We start from the raw sequence: 26,827 nt of genomic DNA on the forward strand, positions 1-26,827 counted from the left end.
TTTATATTTCATCGTTTAGCTTGGACCAGTATTCTACAGCATCAATGGCCCTATACCAGCCTTTAATATTTTGTTCTATTTCTTTTCTTTCCTGGGAGGGATCAAAATTGGCATCGACTTGCCAAATTTCCTGGATCTCTTCCAAACTTTCCCAAAATCCGACCGCCAAACCGGCCAGATAGGCCGCTCCCATAACCGTAGTCTCAATCACTTTTGGTCGCACGGTGGAAGTGTTCAGCACGTCGGCCTGAAACTGCATCAATAAATTATTGACCGTAGCTCCTCCATCTACCCTTAATTCCTTTATCGAAATTTTGGAATCCGCTTCCATGGCCTTTAGGACATCCATGGTCTGAAATGCAATGGATTCCAAAGCTGCCCTTGCTATATGGGCATCCGTACTGCCCCTGGTAAGCCCAAAAATACTGCCCTTGGCATGTTGGTTCCAGTAGGGCGCACCCAGACCTGCAAAAGCGGGCACTAAATAAACCCCATCCGTACTGTCTACAGAAGCGGCCAACTTTTCTACATCTTCAGATTTCTTAATAATTTTCAGGCTATCCCTCAACCATTGTACAACGGCACCAGCAATAAAAATACTTCCTTCCAAGGCATATTGGGTTTTTCCATTAATGGAACAGGCCACCGTTGTTAAAAGATTATTCTCCGAAACAATGGGTTTTTCCCCAATGTTCATTAACATAAAACAACCGGTACCATAAGTATTTTTGACCATTCCGGGTTTGGTACACATTTGCCCAAAAAGTGCCGCCTGCTGATCGCCTGCGATTCCGGCAATAGGTATTTTACTTGCAAAGAAATTGGGATTGGTATTGCCGTATAGCTCACTGGACTGTTTTACCTGTGGCAGCATACTCTTGGGGATATTAAAAAGTTCCAGCAGTTCATCATCCCATTCCAAAGTATTTATATTAAAAAGCAAGGTTCTGGAGGCATTCGTAACATCGGTGATGTGCAGTTCTCCCTTGGTCATGTTCCAAATTAGCCAAGAATCTATGGTTCCCATAATCAGGTCGCCGGCATCTGCCCTTTTCCTGGCACCTTCCACATTGTCCAATATCCATTTTACTTTGGTGCCCGAAAAATAGGAATCGATCACCAAACCTGTTTTTTCCCTGATTATCTTGGATTTCCCTTGACGCTTCAATTCATCGCAATAGTTGGAAGTCCTCTTATCCTGCCAAACTATGGCATTGTATACAGGCTTTCCGGTATTCCTATCCCAAACTACTACCGTTTCCCTTTGGTTGGTAATCCCGATTGCGGCTATATCCGCACCGTAAATCCCCTTTTTAGTGGTGGCCTCTGCGGCCGTACTAACCTGGGACGACCAAATTTCCAACGGATCGTGCTCAACCCAACCCGGTTTCGGAAAATACTGTGTAAATTCTTTTTGGGATACCGATACAATATTACCTTTTTTATCAAAAACAACGGAACGGGAACTCGTTGTACCTTGGTCAAGCGCCAGTATATATTTTTCCATAGGGATAGGATAAATTTAATGGGTATCAAGATAACAAAATATAGACACTAAATTTGAAAAATTAATAAGAAAACCCCCTCTATTTAAGGAAAAATATTAATTCAATTCCCATATCTTATAGTTGAGCGCCGTGGCAAAACATACCCAAAGCAGGTAGGGAATCAACAAATAGGCGGCAGTCCTGCTTACCACTTTAAACCATTTTATGGTAAAGATCAAGAGTACCAATAGTGTTAGAATAATGAGCAAGGCGGCGAAAGGATTCTTAAATCCAAAGAAAATTATACTCCAAAGTGCATTAAAGAGCAACTGGATCCCGAAATGGTATAAGGCGGTTTTTACCCATATATGATAAAATCCTTTGGCCCAAACAATACCGGCGGCCACTCCCATCATTATATAAAGTACGGTCCAGACCGGGGCAAAAATCCAATTTGGCGGATTAAAACTTGGCTTGTTCAATTCCAAATACCAATCATTTACCGAAGATTGTGTAGCAAAACTGGATAAAAATCCAATAGTAAGGCACACGGCGACTGAAATTGCGATATAGGTAAGTTGCTTTTTCAAGGCTAGGTTGTTTAAGCCCTAAATTAACAATTTATTTTAACAGGATCTACAGCAAAACTACTTAAAAGCTATCTTTGCACAAATTGTTTCCGATATGACCTATAAAGACTTTATCCCTTCCACTTATACCCATGATAAAACAGAAGGAAAAGTTACTTATAAATCGCCCAGTAATATCGCCTTGGTAAAATACTGGGGGAAAAAGGATTATCAGATTCCCGCAAACCCGTCCATCAGTTTTACCTTGGGGCACTCTGCCACCACAACAACGATGGGTTATAAAAAATTAAAAAATAAAGCCTCGGACTTTTCTTTCGACCTTCTTTTCGAAGGAAGGTCCAAAGAAGATTTTAGATACAAAATAAGTACATTTCTCAAGAGGGCCGAGCCCTATTTGCCCTTTTTAAAGGCCTATCATTTTACCATTGAAACCTCCAACTCCTTTCCCCATAGCAGCGGAATTGCCTCCTCGGCCAGTGGCATGTCTGCCCTGGCCCTCTGTCTTATGGAATTGGAAAGGGAACTAAACCCCAATATGGAACCCGATTTTTTTAAAAAAAAGGCTTCCTTTTTGGCACGTTTGGGGTCTGGAAGTGCCTGCAGGAGCATTGAAGGCGACATAATGCAATGGGGGGCACATAAGGATACCCAAATGAGTTCGGATCTCTATGCCATTAGGTATCCTTATATGGTACACCCCATTTTTAAAAACTATCAGGATACCATCCTTTTAGTGGACAAAGGGTCCAAACAAATAAGCAGTAGCCTTGGACATAATTTAATGCTCCATCATACCTTTGCCCAACAACGGTTCGACCAAGCGCATAAAAATCTGACCAAATTAAAAAGGATTTTTGAGGAGGGGGATTTGTTGGAATTTATAAAAATCGTAGAAAGTGAAGCCCTCACCCTACACGCCATGATGATGACAAGCATGCCCTATTTTATTTTGATGAAGCCAAATACCTTGGAGATCATCAACAAAATATGGGCCTTCAGGGCCACGTCCAAGACCCATGTCTGTTTCACATTGGATGCAGGAGCAAATGTGCACCTGCTATATCCTGAAAACGAAAAGCAAGAAATTTACCAATTTATTAATAATGAGTTGGTTGCATATTGTGAAAACGGGCAGTATATTTGCGATCAAATTGGTAATGGGGCCGAAAAATTGTAATTTCATAATGAATAATTAATAATGGAATTTTACGTTAATTATTGATGTAAGAAAATGCAATTAGGAAGAAAAGTTTTGATTTTGCCTTTGATATAGTAGTCCTCTGCAAAAAATTGATTTCTGGTCATAAATAATATATAATGTCCGGACAACTATTAAAATCTGGCACATCAATAGGAGCTAATGTAAGAGAGGCGGAATTTTCAGCCAGCAAAGCGGATTTAACCAATAAAATGACGATAAGCTTAAAAGAAGCAAACAAAACAGATTATTGGTTGGAACTTTTATATGAATCAGATTATATCGGGTCTGATGAATATATGATCGTTAAAGAGAAAATTGAAGAAATATTAAGATTATTGGTGAACATCGTGAAATCATCAAAACTATAATTTTTAATTATTCATTATTAATTGTTAACTTATAAGGAATGAAAGGACCGCTATTTTACTCTAAAATTCTACTTTTTGGAGAATATGGAATCATCAAGGATTCCAAAGGACTTTCCATACCCTATAATTTTTTTAAGGGAGCACTAAAATCAAAAAATAAGGATTCCGAAGCAGCTAAGAAATCGAACGCGAGTCTTAGGGCCTTTGCAGAGTACTTAAAAGAGCTGCAACAAAATGACCATAAATTGGTGACTTTTGATCTTGAGGCCTTAAATAAGGATGTAGCCGATGGTATGTATTTCGACAGTTCCATTCCCCAAGGTTATGGTGTAGGTAGCAGTGGTGCCCTGGTAGCGGCCATTTACGATAAATATGCCATTGAAAAAATTACCGTTTTAGAGAATCTTACTAGGGAAAAATTATTAAAATTGAAGGCTATTTTTGGAAAAATGGAATCGTTTTTCCATGGTAAATCTTCAGGTCTGGACCCATTGAACAGCTATTTGAGCCTGCCCATTCTTATCAATTCCAAAGACAATATAGAATCTACCAGCATCCCATCCCAAAACTTGGATGGCAAAGGTGCCGTATTCCTACTGGACAGTGGCAGTACCGGCGAAACTGCGCCCATGGTACATTTGTTTATGGAGCAAATGAAACACGAAGGGTTCCGGGCCATGCTAAAAGATCAGTTTATTAAACATACCGATGCCTGTGTAGAGGATTTTATTAACGGGAACGTAAAGTCGTTGTTCGGAAATTTAAAGCAGTTGTCACATGTGGTGCTGGATAATTTTAAACCCATGATACCCGTGGAATTCCATAAACTCTGGAAACAGGGAATAGATACCAACGACTATTATTTAAAACTCTGTGGTTCTGGTGGCGGAGGCTATATTTTAGGGTTTACAGAAGACATCAATAAAGCCAAAAAAGCCCTAAAGGGCTATAATCTGGAAGTGGTATACAACTTCTAACCGTCTTCCCTATGCTCAATAGAAAAAACAAGCTCTTGCTTTTAAAGTTTCTGAGCCTGTTTTCCGTGGTCCGGGGATACAATATCCTCATGATCATTTTGGCACAGTACCTCGCTTCCATCTATATTTTAGCCCCCCATTTACCCTTGCGCAAGGTTGTTTTTGATGGTAACCTGTTCGTTATTGTACTCAGTTCTGCCCTGGTCATTGCCTCGGGCTATATCATCAATAATTTCTACGATGCGGAAAAAGACCTGATCAATAAACCAAGAAAGAGTATGCTGGACCGTCTGGTTAGTCAACCGACCAAGCTCACCGCCTATTTCGTATTAAATTTTCTATCGGTGTTCTTAGCCAGTTATGTCTCCTTTAAGGCCGTTGTATTCTTTTCCGCCTATATTTTTGGTATATGGTTATATTCACACAAATTAAAGAAGGTTCCTTTTATGGGCAATTTCGTTTCGGCAACCCTGGCCATTGCTCCGTTTTTTGCCGTTTTTGTATATTACAAAAACTTTGACACTGTGATTTTTGTACATGCCCTTTTTCTTTTCCTATTGATTTTGGCCAGGGAAATGATAAAAGACCTGGAAAACATGGCCGGGGATATGGCACAGAACTATAAGACCATCCCCATATTGTACGGTGCCAAATTTTCCAAGACCTGTATCTCCGTTTTGATTGGCCTAACGCTGCTTCCCGCCTTTCTCCTCATAAAGTATTTTGATGTAGGCTATATGTACCTCTATTTTATAGGCTGTATTTTTTTGCTTTTTGGTTTTCTGTTGCTTTTGGTAAAATCCAATAGCAAAAAACACTACGTTTGGCTGCATAACATTCTAAAATTGATCATCATACTCGGAGTTTTCAGTATTTTACTGATCAATGTTGACCTGGTTTTGAACAGAATTCTCTAAGAATCACTAATAAGGGCCACAATAGCGTATACATACGATTTCCTTTGCTACCTTTGCGATAAATTACAGTACATATGAGTAGGTCAGATTCCAATAACGACAGGAAAGCATCAGGAAGACAAGGGGGCAGTTTTAGAAAAAAGAGCCAAGCAAGGGGCAATGCACCTATAAAAAAGAATGCGGAAGCAAAACCGCCTTCCGATCCCAATGTAATGCGTCTAAATCGTTATGTAGCCAATTCGGGAGTATGTTCGCGTAGGGATGCAGATATTTATATCTCTGCCGGAAACATCACTGTAAATGGCAAGCCAATTACCGAAATGGGATACAAGGTAAAACTTACCGATGAAGTAAAATTTGATGGTCGCTTGCTAAATCCGGAGAAAAAGGAATACGTACTCCTGAACAAACCCAAAGATTTTGTAACCTCAGCAAAGGATGAGCACGGCAAAAGAACCGTGGCCTCCCTAATTTCCAATGCATCCAAATCCAAACTTTCGGCTGTGGGGAGAATGGAGAAGAACACCACTGGTCTGTTGTTATTTACGAATGACGGAGAAATGACGAAGCGACTTACAAAACCGAAAAACGGACTCCGAAAAATCTACCATGTGGAGTTGAACAAAAACTTAAGGGGCGAAGATCTCCTTAAGATCAAGGAAGGCATTACTATAGATGAGAGCGTGGTTAGGGTAGATGACATCAGTTTTATTGAAAACGCCCCTAAGCGGGAAATAGGAATTGAACTTAAGAGCACCCGAAACAAAATTGTGCGGCGTATTTTCGAAGAATTGGAATACGAGGTCGTAAAATTGGATAGGGTAGTCTATGCCGGACTCACCAAAAAAGATCTGCCTCGTGGGCATTGGAGGCATTTGACCCCACAGGAAGTCATTAATCTAGGAATGATCAAATAAACTAATCCCGATGACTATTGGAAACAATTAAATTACATCCCTGCAGGCAGGAACGTGTTATAAGTTGATAAGTTATAATGTTGAAAGTTTCAGGTTTAAGTTGAGTTCAGGTTTGATCTAACATCTAGCATCCAACGTCTTACATCCACTATTTTATTTTAATTAATAATATTCACGCCTATATGTCCGTTATGTTAATAATAATCTAAATAATTGACTATCTGGCTTTATAAAAATATTCACTTTGTTGCATATCAATTTTGCCCAGATTTAAGAATTAATATACAACTGATTATTAAGTAAATTAATTTATTGCACTTTCATGGCAGGCCACCTTGATCCTGTTTAAGAACTTGTCCCAAAGAATATTCTATGACAGTCGCACTTAAATTATGTTACGGAATTCTAAATCTGAGTTGTTGTTAACCTACATATCATGAAAAAAGCCCCGAACCAACTTTCATGTCTTTTTGGTATTTTATTATCCCTGCTTTGTTGGGATACGGCAGAAGGGCAGTTAATATTATCCGATCCAAACCAAGAATCAATTTCATTAAGGCCCTATGCTGAGCTATTTATTGCCGGCCAACAATCTTTATCGTACGAAACCATTAGTGGGTCCAATTCCTCCATTCAATTTTTGCCCATTACTGATTATAATGAAAATTATGGGTTCTCCGATGATCAATTTTGGATCCGTTTCGAGTTAAAGAATGAAACAGGAGTCGCAATGCATTATATCCTGGAGACAGGAAGGCCCATTACAGACTTTATCACCCTATATTTAAAGGATTCCCAAAATAAGGCCCAAGTCCAGAGAAGCGGGGATGGTATTCCCTTTTGGGAAAAGAGCGTACTACATAGAAAATCGGTTTTTACAATAGCCATAGCTCCCAATGAAACAATAACGGGATACGTACATTTACAAAGTGATGGGGAAGTAGTACAATTGCCTTTACAACTTATTACCCAAAATGATTTTTTATATCAAACCTATAGGGAACAAATATTTTATGGCTTGTTTTACGGGGTATTATTATTGGCCTGCATAGTTTATATTTTCTTTTATTCGGCCATGCGCGATATAACCTTTATATATTATGGCCTTTACGTACTTTTTATAGCTTTTCTGCAATTTTCCTTGGACGGACTTTTCCACCAGTATATCACTCCCATGGCCGGATACCTTTCCAATCGTTCCGTGTTGGCATCGGCTCTTCTTTCCCTTTATTTCTTTGGGAAATACGGTAAGGAATTTCTTGACATTAACACCCATTCCCCTATTCTGGGAAGTTCCTTTAAGATTATGTCCATTATAATTATCGGTAGTATAATTGGGTTGTTCCTATTACCGGGACAACTTGCCCATTTTTATCCCATAGCCAACTTTATAGGCCTGGTAGTTCTGCTCCAAATTGTGATATCGATAGTTTATTTAAGGAAAATAAAAGTAGTTGTGGACATCTATTTTATTATAGGTATCAGTTTTCTAATAATGGGGTTTATTGTCTTCATTCTAAATAACCTCAATATTATTTCCAATTCTTTCTTCACGGACAACGGGGCCAAATTTGGAATAGGCCTGGAAATTATTTTCCTTTCCCTTTCCATGAGTAACAGGATAAGAAACCTGCGAATGGAGAACGAGCTCAACCAACAACTGGTATTGCAGCGGTCAGAAGATATGAACGAAATAAAATCTTCGTTAATTTCCAACCTTAGCCATGAATTAAGGACCCCGTTGAATTTGATCATGGGAATGGCCAACTCCATCACAGAAACCGAAAAGGGCGATGTTAACGAAAAATGTAAATTGATCTTAAATTCATCGGAAAATTTATTGGGGCAAATAGATGATATATTGGATTTTACAGTTATAGAAAAAGGTGATCACAGCTTAAAGGAAAAGTCCTTTAATTTAAATCGGACTTTAAGCAAAGTTGTGGAAGCCAATAATAACAAGGCTTCCATCAAAAACTTGGATTTCATATTCACCCAAGACCCCGGACTACCGGAAACAATTATTGGGGATCGTGCCAAACTAGTCCAGATTTTGGATAATTTATTGGACAATGCCATTAAATTTACTCTTGAAGGCCACATAAAATTGCATGTGGCCCATTCAAAGAAGGAGAAAGATTCCATAGTTATCCATTTTTCAATATTGGATTCGGGAATTGGCATCTCTGAAGAAAAAATGAGTACCGTGTTCGAGTCGTTTACCAAAAAATCCTTTAAGGACAAACGGGAGTTTTACGGCTTGGGACTGGGATTGTATATAGTAAAATCTTATGTGGATCTACACGGTGGCAGTGTACAATTACAAAACGCTTCCAATGGGGGCACCATCTGTGAGGTAAATCTACCTTTTAAGACAGTGGAAGACCATCTTTTACCAAGACCCGGTACCGTAACCCCAAGTGAAAAAATTGATGGGATGTATAAGATTCTATTGGTCGAGGATAACAAAATGAACCAGCATGTTATATCCCATATGTTGAAAAAATGGCAGAACATTAGCCTAAGTATCGCTAATAACGGACAGGAAGCCATTGAACGCATTTCTGAAGAAACCTTTGACCTAGTATTGATGGATCTGCAAATGCCCATCATGGATGGTTTTGAAACTACGGCCATAATAAGGGGAGGAAAGCTTAACAACATTGATGCCGAGGTCCCTATATTGGTAATAACTGCGGATTGCACCTATGAGACCATGAAGGAAATATTTCGCCTAGGAGCAAATGACTATATGACCAAGCCATTGAATGCCCAAACACTTTTTAATAAAATAACCCCACACCTGCAATTATTGGAAACCCCCCTCTCCCGATAGTACAAAAGATTTATAAATTATTTAAGCACTGCTGTGCAAAGTCTCTTTACTTTGAACTTTATACAACCATTTACACAAAACAACCTTAGCTCGTGCGGACGTCACGCCCGTGCTTACAAAAACTTAAATAACATCTGTACAAAACCCCAGCAGGCGTGAGCGTCACGCTCGTGATTATACCTTTTCCCAAGCCAAACAACAAGTCTATGGCATCAATCCCTTCCTTCTTTTTTTGATTTCTTCATTGCGAGCCCGCCAAACCGTCGGGCAGGCGCAGGACAACAATCTGTTTTTTTAACCTTGAGAAACAAAGAATTGCTATATTGGACTACGATCAAGAATTTTATTCTTCAAATTCAAAGCGGTGTCATTTAAAGAAAAAATAATCAAAAAAATAGCCTATTCCCAAATTTCCAATGCCGAAAAAAATCAAGCGCTTTTTCAAGTATCCTATTAAGACTGATTTATTGGGTGTTACGGTTTTTCTTCCTTAACTTAAATGCATTTCTATATTCAAAATAGGGATATCCCCATTAGAGAAGTCTGGGTTTCATGGGGCAAGGAAATATAAAAGTACAGTTGGTATAAAAAATACATTAGCAAAACAGAATAGGAAAATGATCAGTATTAAAACTCGAACAAACTTCAAAATTCTATCGCTGGTTTTTATTGGTCTTTGCGTTGGAAATTCCTTTGGCCAAAGTCTGAACAACACTAAGATCAACGGCTATAGGGGCATTTGGTTCCAATTAAATCAGAAGTACAAGTACGGGGACAAATATTCCGGAGCACTGGGAACCTATACTGCAAAACATATTCCTCTGGCCATTTATGCCCCAGAAGTTGAAAAAACCTTCTTTGTCTATGGTGGCACCCCCTCTGAAGACCAACGTTACTTGCTCTGCATGATCGGGGAGTTCGACCATAAAACGGAAGTGCTTTCAAAACCCACAGTGGTCCATGATAAAAATGGGGTAGACGACCCTCATGACAACCCCTCCATATTATTGGATAGTTCGGGTCATATTTGGGTATTCATTAGTGGTAGGGGCACCACAAGACCCGGTTATAAATACAAAAGCAAGAGGCCCTACTCCATTAAGGAATTTGTACGGATTACGGAAGAAGAAATGACCTACCCACAACCCCGGTATACCGATTATGGTTTCTTTCATTTTTTTACTAAATACAGCGGTGTACGCCAGCTGTATTTCGAGACCAGTAAGGACGGAATCAATTGGACGGAGGATACCTTGCTTGCGGCCATCCCGGAAAAGAAAGGGGAAAAATCTGGCCACTACCAAGTAAGCGATATTTATAATGGTAAGCTGTTAGGAACGTTTTTTAACCGGCACCCCAACGGCAATGTAGATAAAAGAACCGACCTTTATTATATTCAGTCTATCGATTTCGGCTCCACCTGGACTACAGTAAATGATATAAAAATAGACCTACCGGTGGAAGATTTGAACAGTCCCGCCAAAGCGGTAGATTATGCCTCCCTGGAAAAAAATGTGTACCTCAAAGATATGGGCTATGATGCCAAAGGAAATCCTGCCTGCCTGTATATAAGAAGTAACGGTCATGAACCCGGCCCTAAAAGCGCCCCTTATGAATGGTGCATTACCAAATGGAACGGCGTGCAATGGCAAACTACAGTGGTGACCCATTCCGACCATAATTATGATATGGGGAGTCTCTTTATTGGGGAGGGCGACTGGAAAATTGTAGGGCCTACGGAAAAAGGTGCCCAAGATTGGGGCGTTGGCGGGGAATTGGCCGTATGGCAATCCGAAGACCAAGGGGCTACTTGGAAAAAAATCAAAGTAATAACGGAGCACAGTGCCATGAGTCAGTCCTATGTGCGAAGACCCGTAAATTATAAAGCGCCGTTTTCCTTTTTCTGGGCAGATGGAGATTCGCACCAACCCAGTAGGTCCGAACTCTATTTTGGCAATTTTGAAGGTAAAATTTGGAAAATGCCATATAATATGACCAAAGAATATGAACTACCAATTAGGGTCAAATGATTAACTTAGGGCAATGAAAACCATTACATGCAAATCCTATGGCCCGCCTTTAAAGGTAGTTAGGACAACCCAAGTGCCCACACCCACGCCCAAGGACAATGAAATCCTGATAAAGATCCATGCCACAGCTGTTAACGACTACGACTGGAGCCTTACTTTGGGCAAACCCTATTTGTACCGATTAATGTTCGGGCTTTTTAAACCCAAACATGGCCTTTTGGGAATGGAATTATCGGGTACTGTTGTGGCCCTGGGAACAAAGGCCAACAAATTTAAGATAGGGGATGAAGTAATGGGCGACACCTCGGAATATGGTTTTGGCACCTTTGCAGAATATATCAGTATCAACGAAAAGGCGGTTATCCCGAAGCCCCAAGCGCTAAATTTTGAAGAAGCTGCTGCCCTTCCACATGCCTCTTGCCTGGCTTTACAGGCCTTAAGGGACCTAGGCCGAATACAGGATGGTCAAAAAATTCTGATCAACGGCGGTGGTGGTGGTGTAGGGACCATTGGCCTGCAATTGGCCAAACTTTATAATTGCGAGGTAACAGGGGTGGATGCCCAAGAAAAATTGGGCATGATGACCGCATTAGGTTATGACCATGTAATGGACTATAAAAAAGTAAATTTCACCCAGGCCGGCAATCGGTACGACCTTATCCTGGATTGTAAATCCAACAAGGCCTCACTTACCTATCTAAACGCTTTAAACCCCTCAGGACAATATATAAGCATTGGCGGCAAACCTTTCAATCTTATTGGACTGCTGCTGTGGGGCAAGCTTGTACCCCTGTTCAGCTCCAAGAGGTTAAAGATACTCGCCCTAAAACCGAATATAGGGTTGGATTATATCTGTGACCTGATAGCGCAGCAGAAAATACGATCCCAGATAGATGGTCCTTATACGTTGGAAGATGCGGGACGATTGATCCAATATTTTGGAGAGGGAAGGCATGAAGGGAAAATAGTAATGAACATCAAACCCTAATCCGCATGAAATGAATCCAATTACCGACCTCGTAGGGAACATAGAACGTAAGGGATTATGGACCAAAGACCTGGAACTGGATAGAAACCAATTCTTAAAGGTAAAGGGAAGTATAGATACCAACCTCTACTGGGTGGTGCAGGGCAGTTTAAGAATTTATGTGGTGGAGGAAAATGAGGAACACACCATTAGATTTGGGTATACCCATAATTTTATTGTCGCACTGGATTCCTTTTTGGATGAAAAACCTTCCGATCTCTATATACAGGCACTTAAAAAAACCAATGTAAAAATCATTGACAAGGCCACTTTTATAAAGTTTATGCAATCCTCTCCGGAAAACATTAAAACCTGGCAGTTAATGTTGGAACAATTGGTACTGCAGCAAATGGAAAGGGAACGCGATATTCTGACCATGTCCCCTTTGGAAAGATATAAACGTGTCCTGAATCGCTCTCCCCAACTTTTTCAGGAAATACCGCACAAATACATAGCCTCCTATTTACGCATGACCCCTGAAACACTTTCCAGGATCAAAAAATCTTGATTTCGATCAATGTTTTGAAATTTTATAAGAGCCACTTTTGCCATAAAAAACAAAGACATGCTTTCTAAGGATTTATTACAGGATTTATTGGAGCGTACCCAGCAAAACAAAAACAAGGCCGAGGGTTTTAATACCTTGCCCTTAGAAACCTTGAATTGGAAATCCTCTTCTGAGAGTTGGAGTGTTTTGGAATGTTTGGAACATTTAAACCGATATGGGGACTACTATATTCCTGAAATTGAAAAGCGGATAACAGCTTCAACACGTGGACCTTCCAAAATATTCAAAAGTGGTTGGCTGGGCAACTATTTTGCTAAGACCATGCTTCCCAAGGAAAAGCTGAACAAGATGAAAACTTTTAAGTCCATGGATCCCAATGGCAGTAGCCTGGATAAGGGAGTCCTCACCAAATTTATTGTCCAACAACAAGACTTGATCCAACTATTGACACTGGCCTCACAAGTAGACCTTAGCAAAACCAAAACCGGTATTTCCATTTCTAAATGGATCAAACTAAGACTGGGCGATACCTTTAGGGTGGTCATCTACCATAATCAAAGGCACATGGCCCAGGCGGAAAGGGTATTGAAATAGGCTGGTAGCAGGTCATCTTTTTAGAAAGAATAGAGGTCTCACCTTATAGGTCTCGACTAAGCTGGACCGGACATCGGTTAGGTCATTGCGAGTGTAGCGCGGCAATCTGTTTTTTGATTGAATTATCCTTCCATAAAGTCCTCCCCCTAGCCCCCTCCCAAGGAGGGGGAACATGATTCTTAACATAATTATCCCATACGCTCACACTTCATGAAGAAAGTAATCTTTTAAAAGTGTAATAAAATTTCTAATATGTGTGGAACGTCGATTACCAGTTGCTCCCCCTCCTTGGGAGGGGGTTGGGGGGAGGTCAACCCATTTATTCCACAAAAGAATCCGGCCAGGTACAGGGGTAGACCTTTTTCCCGTTTACCTCCCTAATCCATGTGTCAAAGCGGCGTTCCCCCTCCTTTAAAACAATTATTCTTGCCCCTTCTATAGGTGCTTTGTTATAGGTTTTTGTTTTGGTAACCCTACCATAGGCCAGGGCCAAATTGTAATGCACCCCAATATAATCGTTATTGTGGTCGTGGCCCACAAAGGTGCCCATCACATCCTTGGCTTCCAACATGGCGGCAAACATGCCCGTATTAATTTCAGGACCGCATTCCTGTTCTTTGCGCTTTCCTATGGCCTTTACTTTTTTGTTCTTCCATGCCTGGTAATACTCGGGTAAAGGAATATGAAAAAAAGCAATGGCCGGCAGGGGCTGGTTGCTGTTCAATTGGGTAAATTCCTTGCTTTTTTTCTTGTACCATCCCACCTGACTATGATCAAACCAGCCCCATCCGCCCACTTCGGGTTTTAGGGTACTGTAGGCATTGGAATCCATGACGTAAATAAGTGCTTCGTTCTTATTATCGCTGCTGCGGACAGGATATACAAAATTGGAGTTGCCATAGGTATCCCCTTGATCATTATTTAAACAGTAATTTAAACTCTGAAGGAAGTGGGCCACTTCCTTCCTGGATAGATCGGCCTGGGAATCATGATTTCCAAGGGTAACGATCCAGGGCATTTTGGCTTCGGTAAAAATAGCTTCAAATTCCTTATATGTTTTTTCCGGATTGCTATCTGTGGCAATATCCCCCGTTAAGACCACCAAATCGGGCTTTTCAAGGGACAATATTTTTTTAATGGTGGTAAAGGCATCCACATTTTTACCGCTCTCTACATTAATATGGGTATCCGTAAACTGCAGCACTTTAAATTCCTTATTGCCATTAAATTGTAAGTGGGAAATGTCTTGGGAAAATACCGGGGTGGATAAAATAATTGTAAACAATAAAATAAATCTAAAACTCATATGTAAAGGCAGTAATTGTGGTTAACAGTTTACAATAATAAGAAAGTAATTTCCTTTGGCATAATGGCATGATTATCTTTTTGTTATTATTGGGATTATAACCCAGCAATCCGTTTTTGTTTGAAAAAATAGATCGTCAAAGTTGGTGATTATCCTATCCTAAAGTCCTCCCCCTAGCCTCACCGTTGACGCGAGCGTCACGCTCGTGTTTATAAACTTTCCGCATAAAACAACTGGCCTTTGGTTTCAATCCCTTCCGTCTTCTCCTCCTAAGGTCGGAGAATCCACCTTCCCTTATAATTCGACTCCGCACAGCATAGGTCCAAAGGAAGTAGCTTTTACTTAAATCATTACAATTTACTTATTGAATTATGAACCCCTTTAGTAGCTCCCCCTCCTTGGGAGGGGGTTGGGGGGAGGCCCCAGCTGGCGCGAGCCTGCCTTAGTCGGCAGACAGGCGTCACGCCCGTGCCTACAAAAGCCCTTTAGCTCCCCATCCTTAGGGATAACTGTCCCGCTTTTGGGCAGGTAGGTTGGGAGGGGGGGGGGGTAGGGCTGTCCAGAAAACTATTTTTTATCTTGAATCTTATGCTTTGAAAATTAGGGTATTAAATAAATTTAGAGTGCAAGTATTTATTATATTAGAACTATCATTAACAACCACCTAAACAAAATAAAATATGAAAAAATTGGTCGCAGAATTTATTGGAACCTTATGGTTAGTATTAGGGGGGTGTGGAAGTGCCGTGTTGGCCGCCGCATATCCAGAATTGGGAATTGGCTTCGTAGGCGTTGCCATGGCCTTTGGATTAACCGTGCTTACCATGGCTTATGCTATTGGCCATATTTCGGGATGTCATTTAAATCCGGCCGTATCCATTGGGTTATGGATAGGCGGCAGGTTCGATAAAAAAGAACTGCTTCCCTATATGGTGGCCCAGGTATTGGGAGGTATTGCGGGAGCTGGCATTTTATATCTTATAGCTAGTGGAAAATCCGGATTTGAAATTGGAGGCTTTGCTGCCAACGGATACGGCGAACATTCCCCGGATGGATATAATATGATGTCCGCCCTTATTACGGAAGTGGTGATGACCTTTATGTTTCTCATCATCATCTTGGGAGCTACGCACTCCAAGGCCCCTAAAGGTTTTGCCGGACTCGCCATAGGTCTGGGCCTGACCCTCATACATTTAATAAGTATCCCTGTAACCAACACCTCTGTAAACCCGGCAAGAAGTACAAGTCAGGCTTTATTTGTGGGGGATTGGGCCATGGGCCAATTATGGCTATTTTGGGTGGCCCCAATTGTAGGGGCTATTTTGGCCGGATTGGTATACAAGTATATTTCCCCGGAAAAAACAGCCTAGCACATTTTAAAGTAAAAATATAGGTTTCACTGGTAAGTTGCTCCCGATAGAAATATCGGGACATTTCTCCAGTTGGCGCGAGCCTGCCTTAGTCGGCAGACAGGCGTCACGCCCGTGCCTACAAAACTTTCAAATGCACTTTATAAATCCATTCCGCACAAAATACCTTTGTTTGGGCTTGCAATCCCTTCCGTCTTCTCCTCCTTTGGTCGGAGAATCCACCTTGTCCTCCCGCAAAAAAGCGGGACAGGCTCTCTCAAGAGGGGAATTTAGTTGAAACCTTGAACTTTGAACCTTTACCCCCTTTACACTTATGCCAAACACTGATTAATATATCAAATAAAAAGGGAATTATTATATTTAGGGGCAGTATAGAACATTCTATACTACCGCTGACCTTTATTGGAACTATACAAAACAACCACCTATGTATACAGGAAAAGTATATCGAATTATCACCATGGCAAAATGGACACGGTTTGAAACCCTCCGGTTTATTTTCATAATTGTTTTATGGGTACTGGCCTATTATTTTCTGGATATGAACTGGTTCAGAATTCCATGGACACCAATGGCCCTTATAGGTACGGCCGTAGCTTTCGTCATCGGATTTCAAAATAATGCCGTCTACGATCGTATTTGGGAAGCTAGAAAAATTTGGGGCGGAATTGTCAACACCTCCCGCACCTTTGGCATTTTTGTTCAGGATATGCTCTCCAAAGAGAATGCCAAAGAGGCTATAACAGAAGAAGCCGTCCAAGCAGAGGTGAAAATCCTGACCTATAGGCATATTGCCTGGATGACCGCATTAAGACACGCTATGCGGCAACCAAAGCAGTGGGAAACGACCAGCAATGACAAAACCAATAGGGAATGGGGCATTCAACCTCCGGAAAAAAAATCTTCCCTAAAGGAAGATCTAGGTGCCTACCTCTCCCAGGACGATCTTGAATATGTAATATCCAAGGACAATGCCCAGACTGCTATATTATATCTGCAATCCCATCATCTGAGAAAATTAAAGGAAAACGGTATGCTCTGGGAATTTTCATTTCTAGAACTGGAAGGCCTTATCCAAGAACTCCTAACCGTGCAAGGGCAGACGGAACGGATTAAAAACTTTCCATACCCCAGACAATATGCTTCCCTTAACCACTATTTTATGTGGCTTTTATTACTGCTTATACCTATGGCCATGGTGCCCCAATTTGTTGAAATAGGCCAGGGATTTGCTGACAAACACCCATTGTTGGGCGACCTGTTCATATTGTTCTCCATTCCAGTGTATACCTCCGTGGCCTGGATGTTCCATACCATGGAAAGAATTGGCCGTACAGGAGAAAATCCTTTTGAGGGCACTGCCAATGACGTTCCCATCTACTATTGCAAGGGGAATTGAAATTGATCTTAGGCAAAACCTTGGTGAAGACAAAAAGGACGTTCCTTCCCAATTTCCGGCAGAACAAGGGGTTCAATTTTAATTCTGAAGGAACCTGCTGAGCAAAATCTCCCGACTTTCGCGTTAAACAACAAGCCTTCGGTCTCAATGTTGGTGAGTATCCTGCCATAAAATCCTCCCCTAGCCCCTCCCAGGGAGAGGGATATGGTTCTCAATAAAATTTTCCGATTTATTCCTATCAATGATCTTTTTAGTCACTTCGACAGAGTCCCTTTTCGGGACGACGAGAAGTCACATATACTTGCCGGGAGCTAGATGTGCCATTTAGCTCATGTTATATTTATTTTAGGGGTAGTCGTGAACCTTCGGATTAGCTTCGCTGAATCTTCGATTTCTCAAATGCATTCGAAATGACGGCCTGGAAACCTTCGATTTATATATAACAGAAACCTTTAACTATCCCCCTACCAGTATCGTATTTGTTATGCACCTCAAAATTAAATTTTTGAAATAATGTCATTTTATCCACATGAAGAATAAAATTTCTTGGGTGTCGAGGAGACAGAAGAAATTTTTTAATTTACATCAAATCAATGTCTTGTAATTATTTTTATGTGGAACTCACGTTAAGTAAGATTAGAAAAAAATCTCAATCTTAAACCAGTTTAAGTTTATTCCAAACTAAGCATCTGATCTTTGTAAGGTAATATTAAACGTTTTAAAAATGGAAAAAAGAATCAATATCAACGAAACGGAACCTCAGGCATATAAGGCCATGTATGCGTTGGATGGATATTTAAGTACCACCCAATTGTCCAAGATCCAGAAGGAATTAATTAAAATCCGTGCCTCACAAATCAACAAGTGCGCTTTTTGCATAGATATGCATACCAAAGACGCCCTTAAACATGGGGAAAGCATGCAAAGGATCTTTTTGTTGAACGCCTGGCGGGAGACAAATCTCTTTACAGAGGAAGAAAAAGTAATTCTGGACATTACGGAGCAAGTCACTTTGATCCATAATGGTGGTTTATCCGATAACACCTACAAAAATGCAGCGCAATTTTTTAACAAAAACCAGATCACTCAAATAATAATGGCTATCGTTACCATAAATGCCTGGAATAGAATTGCCATTAGTACGCATTTGGAGCTGCCAAAATGATACCCGTCCCCCTCCCCGCTGTCACGAGCCTGCCTTAATCGGCGTCACGCTCGTGCTTAAATAATTTGGGACAAAAAGAACCTGGGCTTAGATTTTCAATCCCTTCCGTCTCCTCCTCCTTGTCCTCCCGCGGAAAACGCGGGACAGGCTTAACCAAGGGAAGGAGCTATTATTCACGTCATTATGGATGTGACTTAACAATCCGTTTTTGAACCTTGAACTTTGAACCTTAACCCACTGTGAACTGTTTACTGGCCACTGTTCACTATTTAAGAGATCTTATCCATTTTCTTTCTGATCTCTGCCAGGCAAAGATTGCCAAAACTGCCCTCGTGGGTATGCCTAACGTCTCTTTTGGGAGTAAAGGTACCCTCGTTGATCTCTTTGCCCATTTTTTTGTAGGCATCACGGAAGGGCATACCACTCAGCACAAGTTCATTCAGGGTATCCACACTAAACAGATAGTCATATTTGGGATCGTCCAAGATATTTTCGTTTACCCGTATCTCCTTTAAACTGAAGGTCATAATCGCCAAACAGGCCTTTAGGTCCTGAATAGCAGGTACAATCACCTCCTTTACCAATTGCAGGTCCCGATGATAGCCACTGGGTAAGTTGTTGGTGATAAGAATCAATTGGTTGGGTACGGTCTGGAGTCGGTTGCACTTACCGCGTACCAGCTCAAACACATCCGGGTTCTTTTTATGGGGCATAATGCTGGAACCTGTGGTAAGCTCATCCGGAAAGGAGACAAAATTAAAGTTCTGGCTCATATACAGGCAGATGTCCATCGCCATCTTGGAAAGTGTGGCGGCAATACTGGCCATACCAAAGGCGGCTGCCTTTTCTACCTTGCCACGGCCCATTTGAGCGGCCACCACATTATATTTCATAGTCTCGAACCCCATTTCCTCTGTAGTAAAACTACGGTCTATTGGGAAGGAACTTCCATACCCCGCAGCACTTCCCAAGGGATTTTGGTCGGCTACCTTATAGGCGGCATCCACAAAATAAAGATCGTCTACCAAACTTTCGGCATAGGCGGAGAACCATAGTCCAAAGGAAGAGGGCATGGCAATCTGTAAATGGGTATAGCCCGGCAACATCACCTTTTTATGTTTGTCTGCCAAATTTAATAGGAGGTGGAACAAATCCTTGGTCTGTTCCTTGATCTCTGTCAATTCATTTTTAAGGTACAAATGCATGGCCACCAAAACCTGATCGTTCCTGGAACGGGCAGTGTGTATCTTTTTACCGGCATCACCCAACCTTAGGGTCAGTAAGAACTCGATTTTGGAATGCATATCCTCAAAGCTATCCTCTATGGTAAAAGTGCCGTTTTCGATGGTCTTGGCAATTTTATCCAGCTCGGTCACCAGGGAATCGGTTTCCTTAAGGGTCAACAAACCTATTTTGCCCAGCATTTTGGCATGTGCCTTGGAGGCAATTACGTCGTATTTTGCCAAAAGCAAATCCAGTTCCCTATCATTGCCCACAGTGAAATGGTCTATCTTTTTGTCGGTGCTAAATCCTTTGTCCCAAAGTTTCATTTTTATATCAATTATCAATAAACAATAAGCAATAAACAATGCTTTTGTTAACGGGTTAATTCAATATTTACTATTCTCGTTTAAGATCCAATTTTTTATAGGTCAAATGTAATTCGCCTTTAAACTCTCTATTAGATTGGTAAGTCTGTTTTGGCTCGGTTCATTTGATGATTTTTATTCCCTCCTGTCAAGGCCGGAAGCTATTTATTAATATTTCATTTTTAAAAGATCGGGCAATACACCCCTAAGGTCCCCTCAAGGGGACAATCTATTGATTTTACACTGGAACTACTTCAAAAATCCTTGTAAAATTTGAATATACAAATCTATTCCCTCTTCAATTTCGGCTATATATATAAATTCGTCCGCGGAGTGACTACGGGTGCTATCGCCAGGCCCCAATTTGAGCGACTGGCAGTTTAATGCCGCCTGATCGGATAAGGTAGGTGAACCATAGCTGCTTCGGCCCAAGGCCAAGCCCGACTTTACCAAGGGATGGTCCTTGTTGATGGAAGAGGAATTTAAGCGCAACGAACGTGGCCTTACCTCACAAGGGGCTTCGGCAGTAAGTATATCCGCAATTTCCCTATTGGTATAGCAGTCATTTACCCGCACGTCTATCACCAAATCCACATGACCCGGCACAACGTTGTGCTGACTCCCCCCACTGATCTGGGTTACCGTAAGCTTTACTTCTCCCAGTACTTCCGATACCTTGGGGAACTTATAGTCCTTAAACCACTGCAATACCTCTATGGAATTGTAAATGGCATTATTATGGTTGGGATGGGCGGCGTGTGAGGGTGTCCCACTTACCTTGCCCTCAAACACCACCAGGCCCTTTTCGGCGATGGCCAAATTCATCAAGGTGGGTTCGCCTACTATGGCCACATCTATTTTCGGAAGGATGGGCAACATACTGTTCAGGCCATTGGGGCCAGAGCTTTCCTCTTCCCCAGAGGCCACTAGCACTATATTATGGCTCAGATTTTTCTGGGAATAAAAATGGGTGAAGGTAGCGATCAAGGATACTAGGCAGCCCCCGGCATCGTTACTGCCCAGACCAAATAATTTCCCATCCTCAATATGTGGATGAAAGGGATCCTTGGTATAGGCCGAATTGGGCTTTACCGTATCGTGGTGGGAGTTGAGCAACAGCAAAGGCTTGTTCCCATCATAGTATTTGTTAAAGGCATATACATTGTTCTTCTCCCGTTTAAAAGGGATGTCGAAATGTTTGAACCAGGCTTCAATAGCATCGGCCGTCTTATCTTCTTCGGAGGAAAACGACCGGATTGAAATCAGTTCCTGTAACAATGCAATAGCCTTTTCCGTAAGTTGTAGTTGATCCATGTTTATAAGGTAATGGTGGTAAACAAAGTAGCATTGGGGTTTAACATATCCAAATCCCCAATACAGACCTTGCCCACATTTTTATGTAGCGCATGGAAACAATTTTCCAATTTGGGAAGCATGCCATCCGCAATAATTTTTTGTTCCAATAATTCCTGATAGTTCTTAGGTTCCAGATGTTTTACTACCGAGGTTTCGTCCGAAATATCCATCAGCACCCCTTTCTTTTCAAAGCAATAGTAGAGGGTGGTGTCATAATTTCCGCTCATCCCAATGGCCACTTCAGAGGCGATGGTGTCGGCATTGGTATTCAGCAACTGCCCTTCCCTATTGTGGGTTATGGCACAAAACACCGGAACAAAGTGGGCCTGCAATAATTTGTCTATAGCTTCTGCATTTACTTCCTCCACATCCCCCGCAAACCCGTAGTCGATTTCCCGAACCGGTCTTTTTATGGCACGGATGGTATTGCCATCGGCCCCGCTGAGTCCTATGGCATTCGTACCCCTGGCCTGCAATTGGGCCACAATATTCTTGTTGGCCAGGCCGCCATAGACCATGGTGATTACTTTTAGCCCTTCCTCATCGGTAATGCGCCTTCCTCCTACCAATTTGGATACTATCCCTAATTTTTCGGCGATCTGGGTCGCTAATTTGCCTCCCCCGTGCACCAATATTTTAGGTCCTTGCATGGCCGAAAAGGAATCCAGGAATTTGTTGAGCTCCACTTCGTTCTCAATAACGTTCCCTCCAATTTTTATTATAGATAGTTTTTGTTTCATAGGCCCCTCCTAACCTTCCCCAAGGGGAGGAATTATCCTCTATTTAGTTTTACAATTACTGTGTTTCATTTTCCCCCGATGGCGTGAACGTCACGCTCGTGCCTATAAACCTTTCATTTAATCAACCAGCCTTCGGTTGTAATTCCTTCATTGAGGTCTCGACTCCGCTCGGACCGGACAATAATTCGTCATTGCGAGCTTGCCTACCGATAGGTAGGTGCAGCGTGGCAATCTGTTGATATATTCAAGAGATTGCTTCGTCCCTTTCGCTCCTCGCAATGACGGACATTAGACATTTGCCATTGTTCACTGACAACTGTTCACTGTTCACTGTGCTAAGCACCAAGGCTCTCCAACAACTTTTTCAACACGATCTGGGCGGAATAGGTCCTGTTGTTGGCCTGTTGGATGACCAAGGAATTGGAACCGTCCAAAACCTCGTCGGCTACTATTACATTGCGCCTAACGGGCAGACAGTGCATAAATTTAGCATTGCCCAACTTCTTATTGGTAATCGTCCAATTTTTATCCTGGTTTACCACCTTGCCGTAATCCTGATAGCTGCTCCAGTTTTTAACATAGACAAAATCTGCATCTTCCAAAGCCCTGTCCTGATCGTATTCAATTTTTGCCCCCTTGGTTACTTCAGGGTTTAAATCATATCCTTTGGGATGGGTAATTACAAAATCGGCCTCCTGCAAATGCATCATTTCCACAAAGGAATTGGCCACTGCATGCGGTAATGCCTTGGGGTGTGGTGCCCAGGACAGGACCACCTTGGGTCTTTTCTTGGTATTGTTCTCCGACAAGGTAATGGCATCGGCCAAGGCCTGTAACGGATGGCCCACAGAACTTTCCATATTCACCACCGGTATGCCTGCATATTTTTTAAAACCGTTCATGACCACTTCCGCCTCGTCCTGTTTCTTATCGGTCAAGGAAGCAAAGGCCCTTATGGCCACTATATCACAATATTGCGCCACTACCTGGGCCGCTTCCTTGATGTGTTCGGAAGTGCCCTGGTCCATAATAGTCCCATCGCCATATTCCAATGCCCATCCTTCGCTTCCAAAGTTCATCACAATAACCTCCATCCCCAAATTCATGGCCGCCTTTTGCGTACTTAGACGGGTTCTAAGGCTATTGTTGAAGAACAGTAAACATATGGTCTTGGTCTGTCCCAAGGCTTTGTGTTTTAGCGGATTCGCCTTTAATGATCTAGCTTCTTCTACCCATTGCGGTAGGGAATCGATATCTTTTAAGGATAAATAGTGTTGCATTTCTTTATTTTATGGTTGTAAAAGCGGTTTTGTTTTCTAGGGCATCAACAATAAAATTGTCCTTTAGCCCATTAACGATCCAGGTCTCCACATGGGCCTGCCTGGCTATATTGGCGGCCTCGATCTTGGATTCCATACCTCCGGTACCATGGGAAGATTTGGAACTGCTGACCTCCTTTTGCAGATCGGCCAAGTTGCTCACCATGCGAATGGTTTCCGGCTTCTTATTAACGAAGGATTCCTTAGTGTAAATACCATCGGTATTGGTAGCGATGATCAGGAGATCTACCTTCATCAAGGCTGCGGTCAATGCTGCCAATTTATCATTGTCGCCAAATTTGATCTCATCGGTAGCTACCGTATCGTTCTCATTGATGATCGGGATAAAATTATTGGCCACCAGTACGTTGATGGTATTGCATATATTTTCCTTGGAGACTTCCCTTTCAAAATCGGAATAGGACAAAAGGCATTGGGAAGTAAACAATCCCAGCTCCCTGAAATTCTCCTGAAAAATTCGCATTAGATGGGGTTGGCCTATGGATGCCAAGGCCTGTTTAACGGTAATCTCCTGCCCGTTGTGTTCCAATTTTACAAATTGCTTGGCAGCGGCAATGGCTCCGGAACTCACAATGATGAATTCGTAATTCTCCTTCAATTTTGCGATCTGCCTACCAATATCCTCGATTTTTCCCCTAGAAATATGATCCGTTTCCTTGGTAAGGGTATTGGATCCTATTTTTAATAATATTCTTTTCTTCTGCATGCTCTTTTTTTTTGACCTATTGTCCAGGTCTGGCCGTTATCGTATTTGTCCATCGCCCTTTACGTACCATTTGTTGGTCACCAAATGTTGTAGGCCAATGGGCCCTCTTTGATGCAATTTATCCGTACTGATGGCCAATTCTCCCCCCAATCCAAATTGCCCGCCATCCGTAAAACGGGTGGACACGTTATGGTAAACTGCGGCCGAATCTACCGAATTCATAAATAGGTCGGCCTCTTGTTCCTCTTCGGTAACGATTACCGCGGAATGTCCCCCACCATAGGTATTTATTTTCTCAATGGCCTCTTCAGTGCCATCCACTTTCCCAATTAGGATCTTGTAATCCAAAAATTCTTCAAACCAGGTATCCTCTTCAGTAATTTCTGAAGTGCCCTCTGTATTGGCAAGGCTGTTATCGACCAATATTTCGACCTTCTTCGCTTTTAATTCAGCTATCAATTCTTTTATAAAAACTTCTTTGTTGGGCAGATCACTATCTATCAGCACCTTGTCCAATGCATTACAGGCCGATATCTTTGTGGTCTTGGCGTTTAGGATAATGGACATTGCCTTTTTTAGGTCCGCCTGGGGGTGTACATAAAGAAAGTTATTCCCCCTTCCACTCACGATTACCGGACAGCTGGCGTGCTTTTTGGTAAAGGAGATCAACTTTTCCCCACCACGAGGCACGATCAGGTCCAATTTTTGGGTCGGTTTTTCCAAAAAGGCCTGGGTCTGCTCCCTATTAAACTCTAAATAAGTGACCCAATCCCTGGTAATACCGTGCTGCTCCAAGGATTTATGCCAGAAATTCACCAAAACCAAATTACTTTGTAGGGATTCCTTCCCGCCCTTCAACAAAATCTTATTGCCCGATTTAAAGGCGATGGCTGCCGCTTCTATGGTAACATCGGGCCTGGATTCATAAATGATCAGAATCGTCCCAAAGGGTGCGGTTTTATTGCTTACCTGCATTCCATTTTCATGGGTAAAACTAAAACGCTCCAAACCCAAGGGATCTTCCTGCCCTGCCAACTGTTGCAGGGATAGGACCATACCATCAATTTTGGCACCGTCCACTTTGAGTCGGTCGTACATTGCCAAATCATCGCCCTTATAGGCCTCCAAGTCTTTTTTATTGACCTCAAGAATGGCATTTCGTTCCCCATCTATTAGCTGTGCCATGGTATTTAGCACCGCATTCCTTTGGGCTATGTCCAAATACAAACTCATGCCAATTCTTTTTTTAGGGCATCAAAAAACTGATCCAGATTTTCCTTGGTAATGTTCAATGCCGGCAATACCCTCAAAACATGTTTATCGCTGGCACCGCCTGTAAACATAAACTGGTTGTGAATGAGTTTCTTCCGTAGCTCTGCCACTTCAAAATCAAATTCCAACCCCAGCATAAGCCCCATTCCCTTTACTCTTTTTACCTGTGGAATGGCAGCAGCCTTTGCTTTAAAGTATTCAAAGAGCGCTGCGGCATTTTCAATTAAATTTTCTTTTTCGATCACTTCCAAAACCGCCAATCCTGCGGCACAGGCCAAATGATTGCCCCCAAAGGTGGTACCCAACATTCCGTAGGAGGCCTTGATGCTTTCATGGATCAGGACCCCACCTATGGGAAATCCGTTCCCCATTCCCTTGGCTACCGTAATAATATCCGGTTTAATCCCGTAATGCTGAAAGGCAAAGAACTTTCCACTTCTTCCGTAACCACATTGCACCTCATCAGCAATAAGCATGACACCATTTTCCTTACAAAGTGCCGCTATGCTTTGATAAAACTCTTGGGACGGTTGATCCAGACCCCCGACGCCTTGAATGGTTTCTATAATTACACCACACACATCCCCTTTGGAAATTTCGTTCTTAAAAGCGGCCAAATCCTCGAAAGGAAGTATGGTTACTTTTTGTTGTTTGTTGATGGGTGCGTTTATTTTTTCATTGTCGGTGGCGGCCACAGCGGCAGAGGTTCTCCCATGAAATCCGTGCTTAAAGGCAATTACCCTTGATTTTTCGGTTTGGAACGATGCCAACTTTAAAGCATTTTCGTTGGCCTCTGCCCCAGAATTGCAAAGGAACAGATTGTAATCCCCACAGCCCGAAAGTTCTCCCAGTTTATGTGCCAAGGCCTCCTGAACGGGATTCTGTATGGCATTGCTATAAAAACCGATCTTATCCAACTGTTCCTTTAATCGCTGCACATAATGCGGATGGGAATGTCCTATGGAAATTACGGCGTGACCCCCGTAAAAATCCAAATACTCCTGGCCTTTTTCGTCGGTAACCACGATTCCCTTGGCCGAAACGGGAGTAACGTTATATAATGGGTATACATCAAATAATTCCATCTTCTATATTGTATTATAAACCTCCCTTTTCTTAGAACCATGTAGGT

At 41.9% G+C, this 26,827-nt stretch carries 24 protein-coding genes; 13 read left to right on the forward strand and 11 right to left on the reverse strand.

Going from position 1 to position 26,827, the window contains the following annotated elements; all coding sequences use genetic code 11:
• Position 1: 1 nt before the first annotated feature.
• Together glpK and D0S24_RS09200 are read right to left on the reverse strand one after the other, a co-directional pair.
• Entirely contained in the window at positions 2-1,507 is a 1,506-nt protein-coding gene (gene glpK / locus D0S24_RS09195; RefSeq protein WP_117019581.1) for a glycerol kinase GlpK, read from the reverse strand.
• A gap of 96 nt (positions 1,508-1,603) precedes the next feature.
• Positions 1,604-2,077 (reverse strand): TspO/MBR family protein, encoded by a 474-nt coding sequence (locus tag D0S24_RS09200; RefSeq protein ID WP_117019582.1) that lies wholly within the window; start codon positions 2,075-2,077, stop codon positions 1,604-1,606.
• A 94-nt stretch (positions 2,078-2,171) separates the two neighbouring features.
• On the opposite strand from D0S24_RS09200, the gene D0S24_RS09205 reads away from it, so the two are divergent.
• From D0S24_RS09205 to D0S24_RS09250, 10 genes are all read left to right on the forward strand, one after another.
• Positions 2,172-3,254, forward strand: a complete 1,083-nt coding sequence (locus D0S24_RS09205; protein WP_117019583.1) for a diphosphomevalonate/mevalonate 3,5-bisphosphate decarboxylase family protein — start codon at positions 2,172-2,174, stop codon at positions 3,252-3,254.
• 140 nt (positions 3,255-3,394) lie between these two features.
• On the forward strand, positions 3,395-3,646 hold the full coding sequence (locus D0S24_RS09210) for a four helix bundle protein (RefSeq protein ID WP_251795757.1): 252 nt from the start codon (positions 3,395-3,397) through the stop codon (positions 3,644-3,646).
• Positions 3,647-3,684: 38 nt separating this feature from the next.
• Positions 3,685-4,623, forward strand: coding sequence for a mevalonate kinase (locus D0S24_RS09215; RefSeq protein ID WP_117019584.1), 939 nt, complete (start codon positions 3,685-3,687; stop codon positions 4,621-4,623).
• An 11-nt stretch (positions 4,624-4,634) separates the two neighbouring features.
• Entirely contained in the window at positions 4,635-5,540 is a 906-nt protein-coding gene (locus D0S24_RS09220; protein ID WP_117019585.1) for a geranylgeranylglycerol-phosphate geranylgeranyltransferase, read from the forward strand.
• Positions 5,541-5,614: 74 nt separating this feature from the next.
• Positions 5,615-6,457: a pseudouridine synthase gene (locus D0S24_RS09225; protein ID WP_117019586.1), complete on the forward strand. Its 843-nt coding sequence runs from the start codon at positions 5,615-5,617 to the stop codon at positions 6,455-6,457.
• A gap of 436 nt (positions 6,458-6,893) precedes the next feature.
• Positions 6,894-9,293, forward strand: a complete 2,400-nt coding sequence (locus tag D0S24_RS09230; RefSeq protein WP_117019587.1) for a hybrid sensor histidine kinase/response regulator — start codon at positions 6,894-6,896, stop codon at positions 9,291-9,293.
• 617 nt (positions 9,294-9,910) lie between these two features.
• On the forward strand, positions 9,911-11,323 hold the full coding sequence (locus D0S24_RS09235; RefSeq protein WP_117019588.1) for a BNR-4 repeat-containing protein: 1,413 nt from the start codon (positions 9,911-9,913) through the stop codon (positions 11,321-11,323).
• 13 nt (positions 11,324-11,336) lie between these two features.
• Positions 11,337-12,311: an NAD(P)-dependent alcohol dehydrogenase gene (locus tag D0S24_RS09240; protein ID WP_117019589.1), complete on the forward strand. Its 975-nt coding sequence runs from the start codon at positions 11,337-11,339 to the stop codon at positions 12,309-12,311.
• A gap of 10 nt (positions 12,312-12,321) precedes the next feature.
• The gene (locus tag D0S24_RS09245) at positions 12,322-12,858 is read left to right on the forward strand and encodes a Crp/Fnr family transcriptional regulator (RefSeq protein ID WP_117019590.1); all 537 of its coding nucleotides are present in this window, start codon (positions 12,322-12,324) and stop codon (positions 12,856-12,858) included.
• Positions 12,859-12,915: 57 nt separating this feature from the next.
• Positions 12,916-13,452 (forward strand): DinB family protein, encoded by a 537-nt coding sequence (locus tag D0S24_RS09250; RefSeq protein WP_117019591.1) that lies wholly within the window; start codon positions 12,916-12,918, stop codon positions 13,450-13,452.
• 319 nt (positions 13,453-13,771) lie between these two features.
• On the opposite strand, the gene D0S24_RS09255 is transcribed toward D0S24_RS09250, so the two are convergent.
• Positions 13,772-14,758 (reverse strand): metallophosphoesterase family protein, encoded by a 987-nt coding sequence (locus D0S24_RS09255; protein ID WP_117019592.1) that lies wholly within the window; start codon positions 14,756-14,758, stop codon positions 13,772-13,774.
• Positions 14,759-15,438: 680 nt separating this feature from the next.
• On the opposite strand from D0S24_RS09255, the gene aqpZ reads away from it, so the two are divergent.
• Together aqpZ and D0S24_RS09270 are read left to right on the forward strand one after the other, a co-directional pair.
• Positions 15,439-16,128 (forward strand): aquaporin Z, encoded by a 690-nt coding sequence (gene aqpZ / locus D0S24_RS09260; RefSeq protein ID WP_117019593.1) that lies wholly within the window; start codon positions 15,439-15,441, stop codon positions 16,126-16,128.
• A gap of 427 nt (positions 16,129-16,555) precedes the next feature.
• Positions 16,556-17,527 carry a bestrophin family protein gene (locus tag D0S24_RS09270; protein ID WP_251795758.1) on the forward strand — a complete coding sequence of 324 codons (972 nt, stop codon included), beginning with the start codon at positions 16,556-16,558 and terminating at the stop codon, positions 17,525-17,527.
• Positions 17,528-17,535: 8 nt separating this feature from the next.
• On the opposite strand, the gene D0S24_RS21070 is transcribed toward D0S24_RS09270, so the two are convergent.
• Positions 17,536-17,742 carry a hypothetical protein gene (locus D0S24_RS21070; protein ID WP_181938072.1) on the reverse strand — a complete coding sequence of 69 codons (207 nt, stop codon included), beginning with the start codon at positions 17,740-17,742 and terminating at the stop codon, positions 17,536-17,538.
• Between the two features lie 509 nt (positions 17,743-18,251).
• On the opposite strand from D0S24_RS21070, the gene D0S24_RS09275 reads away from it, so the two are divergent.
• The gene (locus tag D0S24_RS09275) at positions 18,252-18,692 is read left to right on the forward strand and encodes a carboxymuconolactone decarboxylase family protein (protein ID WP_117019595.1); all 441 of its coding nucleotides are present in this window, start codon (positions 18,252-18,254) and stop codon (positions 18,690-18,692) included.
• Positions 18,693-18,961: 269 nt separating this feature from the next.
• Here the strand turns inward: D0S24_RS09275 and argH are convergent, their stop codons facing one another.
• From argH to D0S24_RS09310, 7 genes are all read right to left on the reverse strand, one after another.
• A complete protein-coding gene (gene argH, locus D0S24_RS09280) occupies positions 18,962-20,242 on the reverse strand; it encodes an argininosuccinate lyase (protein ID WP_117019596.1) in 1,281 nt (426 codons plus the stop codon).
• A 288-nt stretch (positions 20,243-20,530) separates the two neighbouring features.
• Positions 20,531-21,595: a M20 family metallo-hydrolase gene (locus D0S24_RS09285; protein WP_117019597.1), complete on the reverse strand. Its 1,065-nt coding sequence runs from the start codon at positions 21,593-21,595 to the stop codon at positions 20,531-20,533.
• Between the two features lie 2 nt (positions 21,596-21,597).
• On the reverse strand, positions 21,598-22,377 hold the full coding sequence (gene argB, locus D0S24_RS09290) for an acetylglutamate kinase (protein WP_117019598.1): 780 nt from the start codon (positions 22,375-22,377) through the stop codon (positions 21,598-21,600).
• A gap of 335 nt (positions 22,378-22,712) precedes the next feature.
• The gene (locus D0S24_RS09295) at positions 22,713-23,657 is read right to left on the reverse strand and encodes an acetylornithine carbamoyltransferase (protein WP_117019599.1); all 945 of its coding nucleotides are present in this window, start codon (positions 23,655-23,657) and stop codon (positions 22,713-22,715) included.
• Between the two features lie 4 nt (positions 23,658-23,661).
• Entirely contained in the window at positions 23,662-24,423 is a 762-nt protein-coding gene (proB, locus tag D0S24_RS09300; protein ID WP_117019600.1) for a glutamate 5-kinase, read from the reverse strand.
• 36 nt (positions 24,424-24,459) lie between these two features.
• Positions 24,460-25,656, reverse strand: a complete 1,197-nt coding sequence (locus tag D0S24_RS09305; RefSeq protein ID WP_117019601.1) for a glutamate-5-semialdehyde dehydrogenase — start codon at positions 25,654-25,656, stop codon at positions 24,460-24,462.
• A complete protein-coding gene (locus tag D0S24_RS09310) occupies positions 25,653-26,780 on the reverse strand; it encodes an aspartate aminotransferase family protein (RefSeq protein ID WP_117019602.1) in 1,128 nt (375 codons plus the stop codon). Before D0S24_RS09310 ends, D0S24_RS09305 begins: the two co-directional genes overlap by 4 nt.
• Positions 26,781-26,827: the final 47 nt, after the last annotated feature.

This window comes from Arenibacter sp. P308M17 (assembly GCF_003426735.1).
Classification (GTDB): domain Bacteria; phylum Bacteroidota; class Bacteroidia; order Flavobacteriales; family Flavobacteriaceae; genus Arenibacter.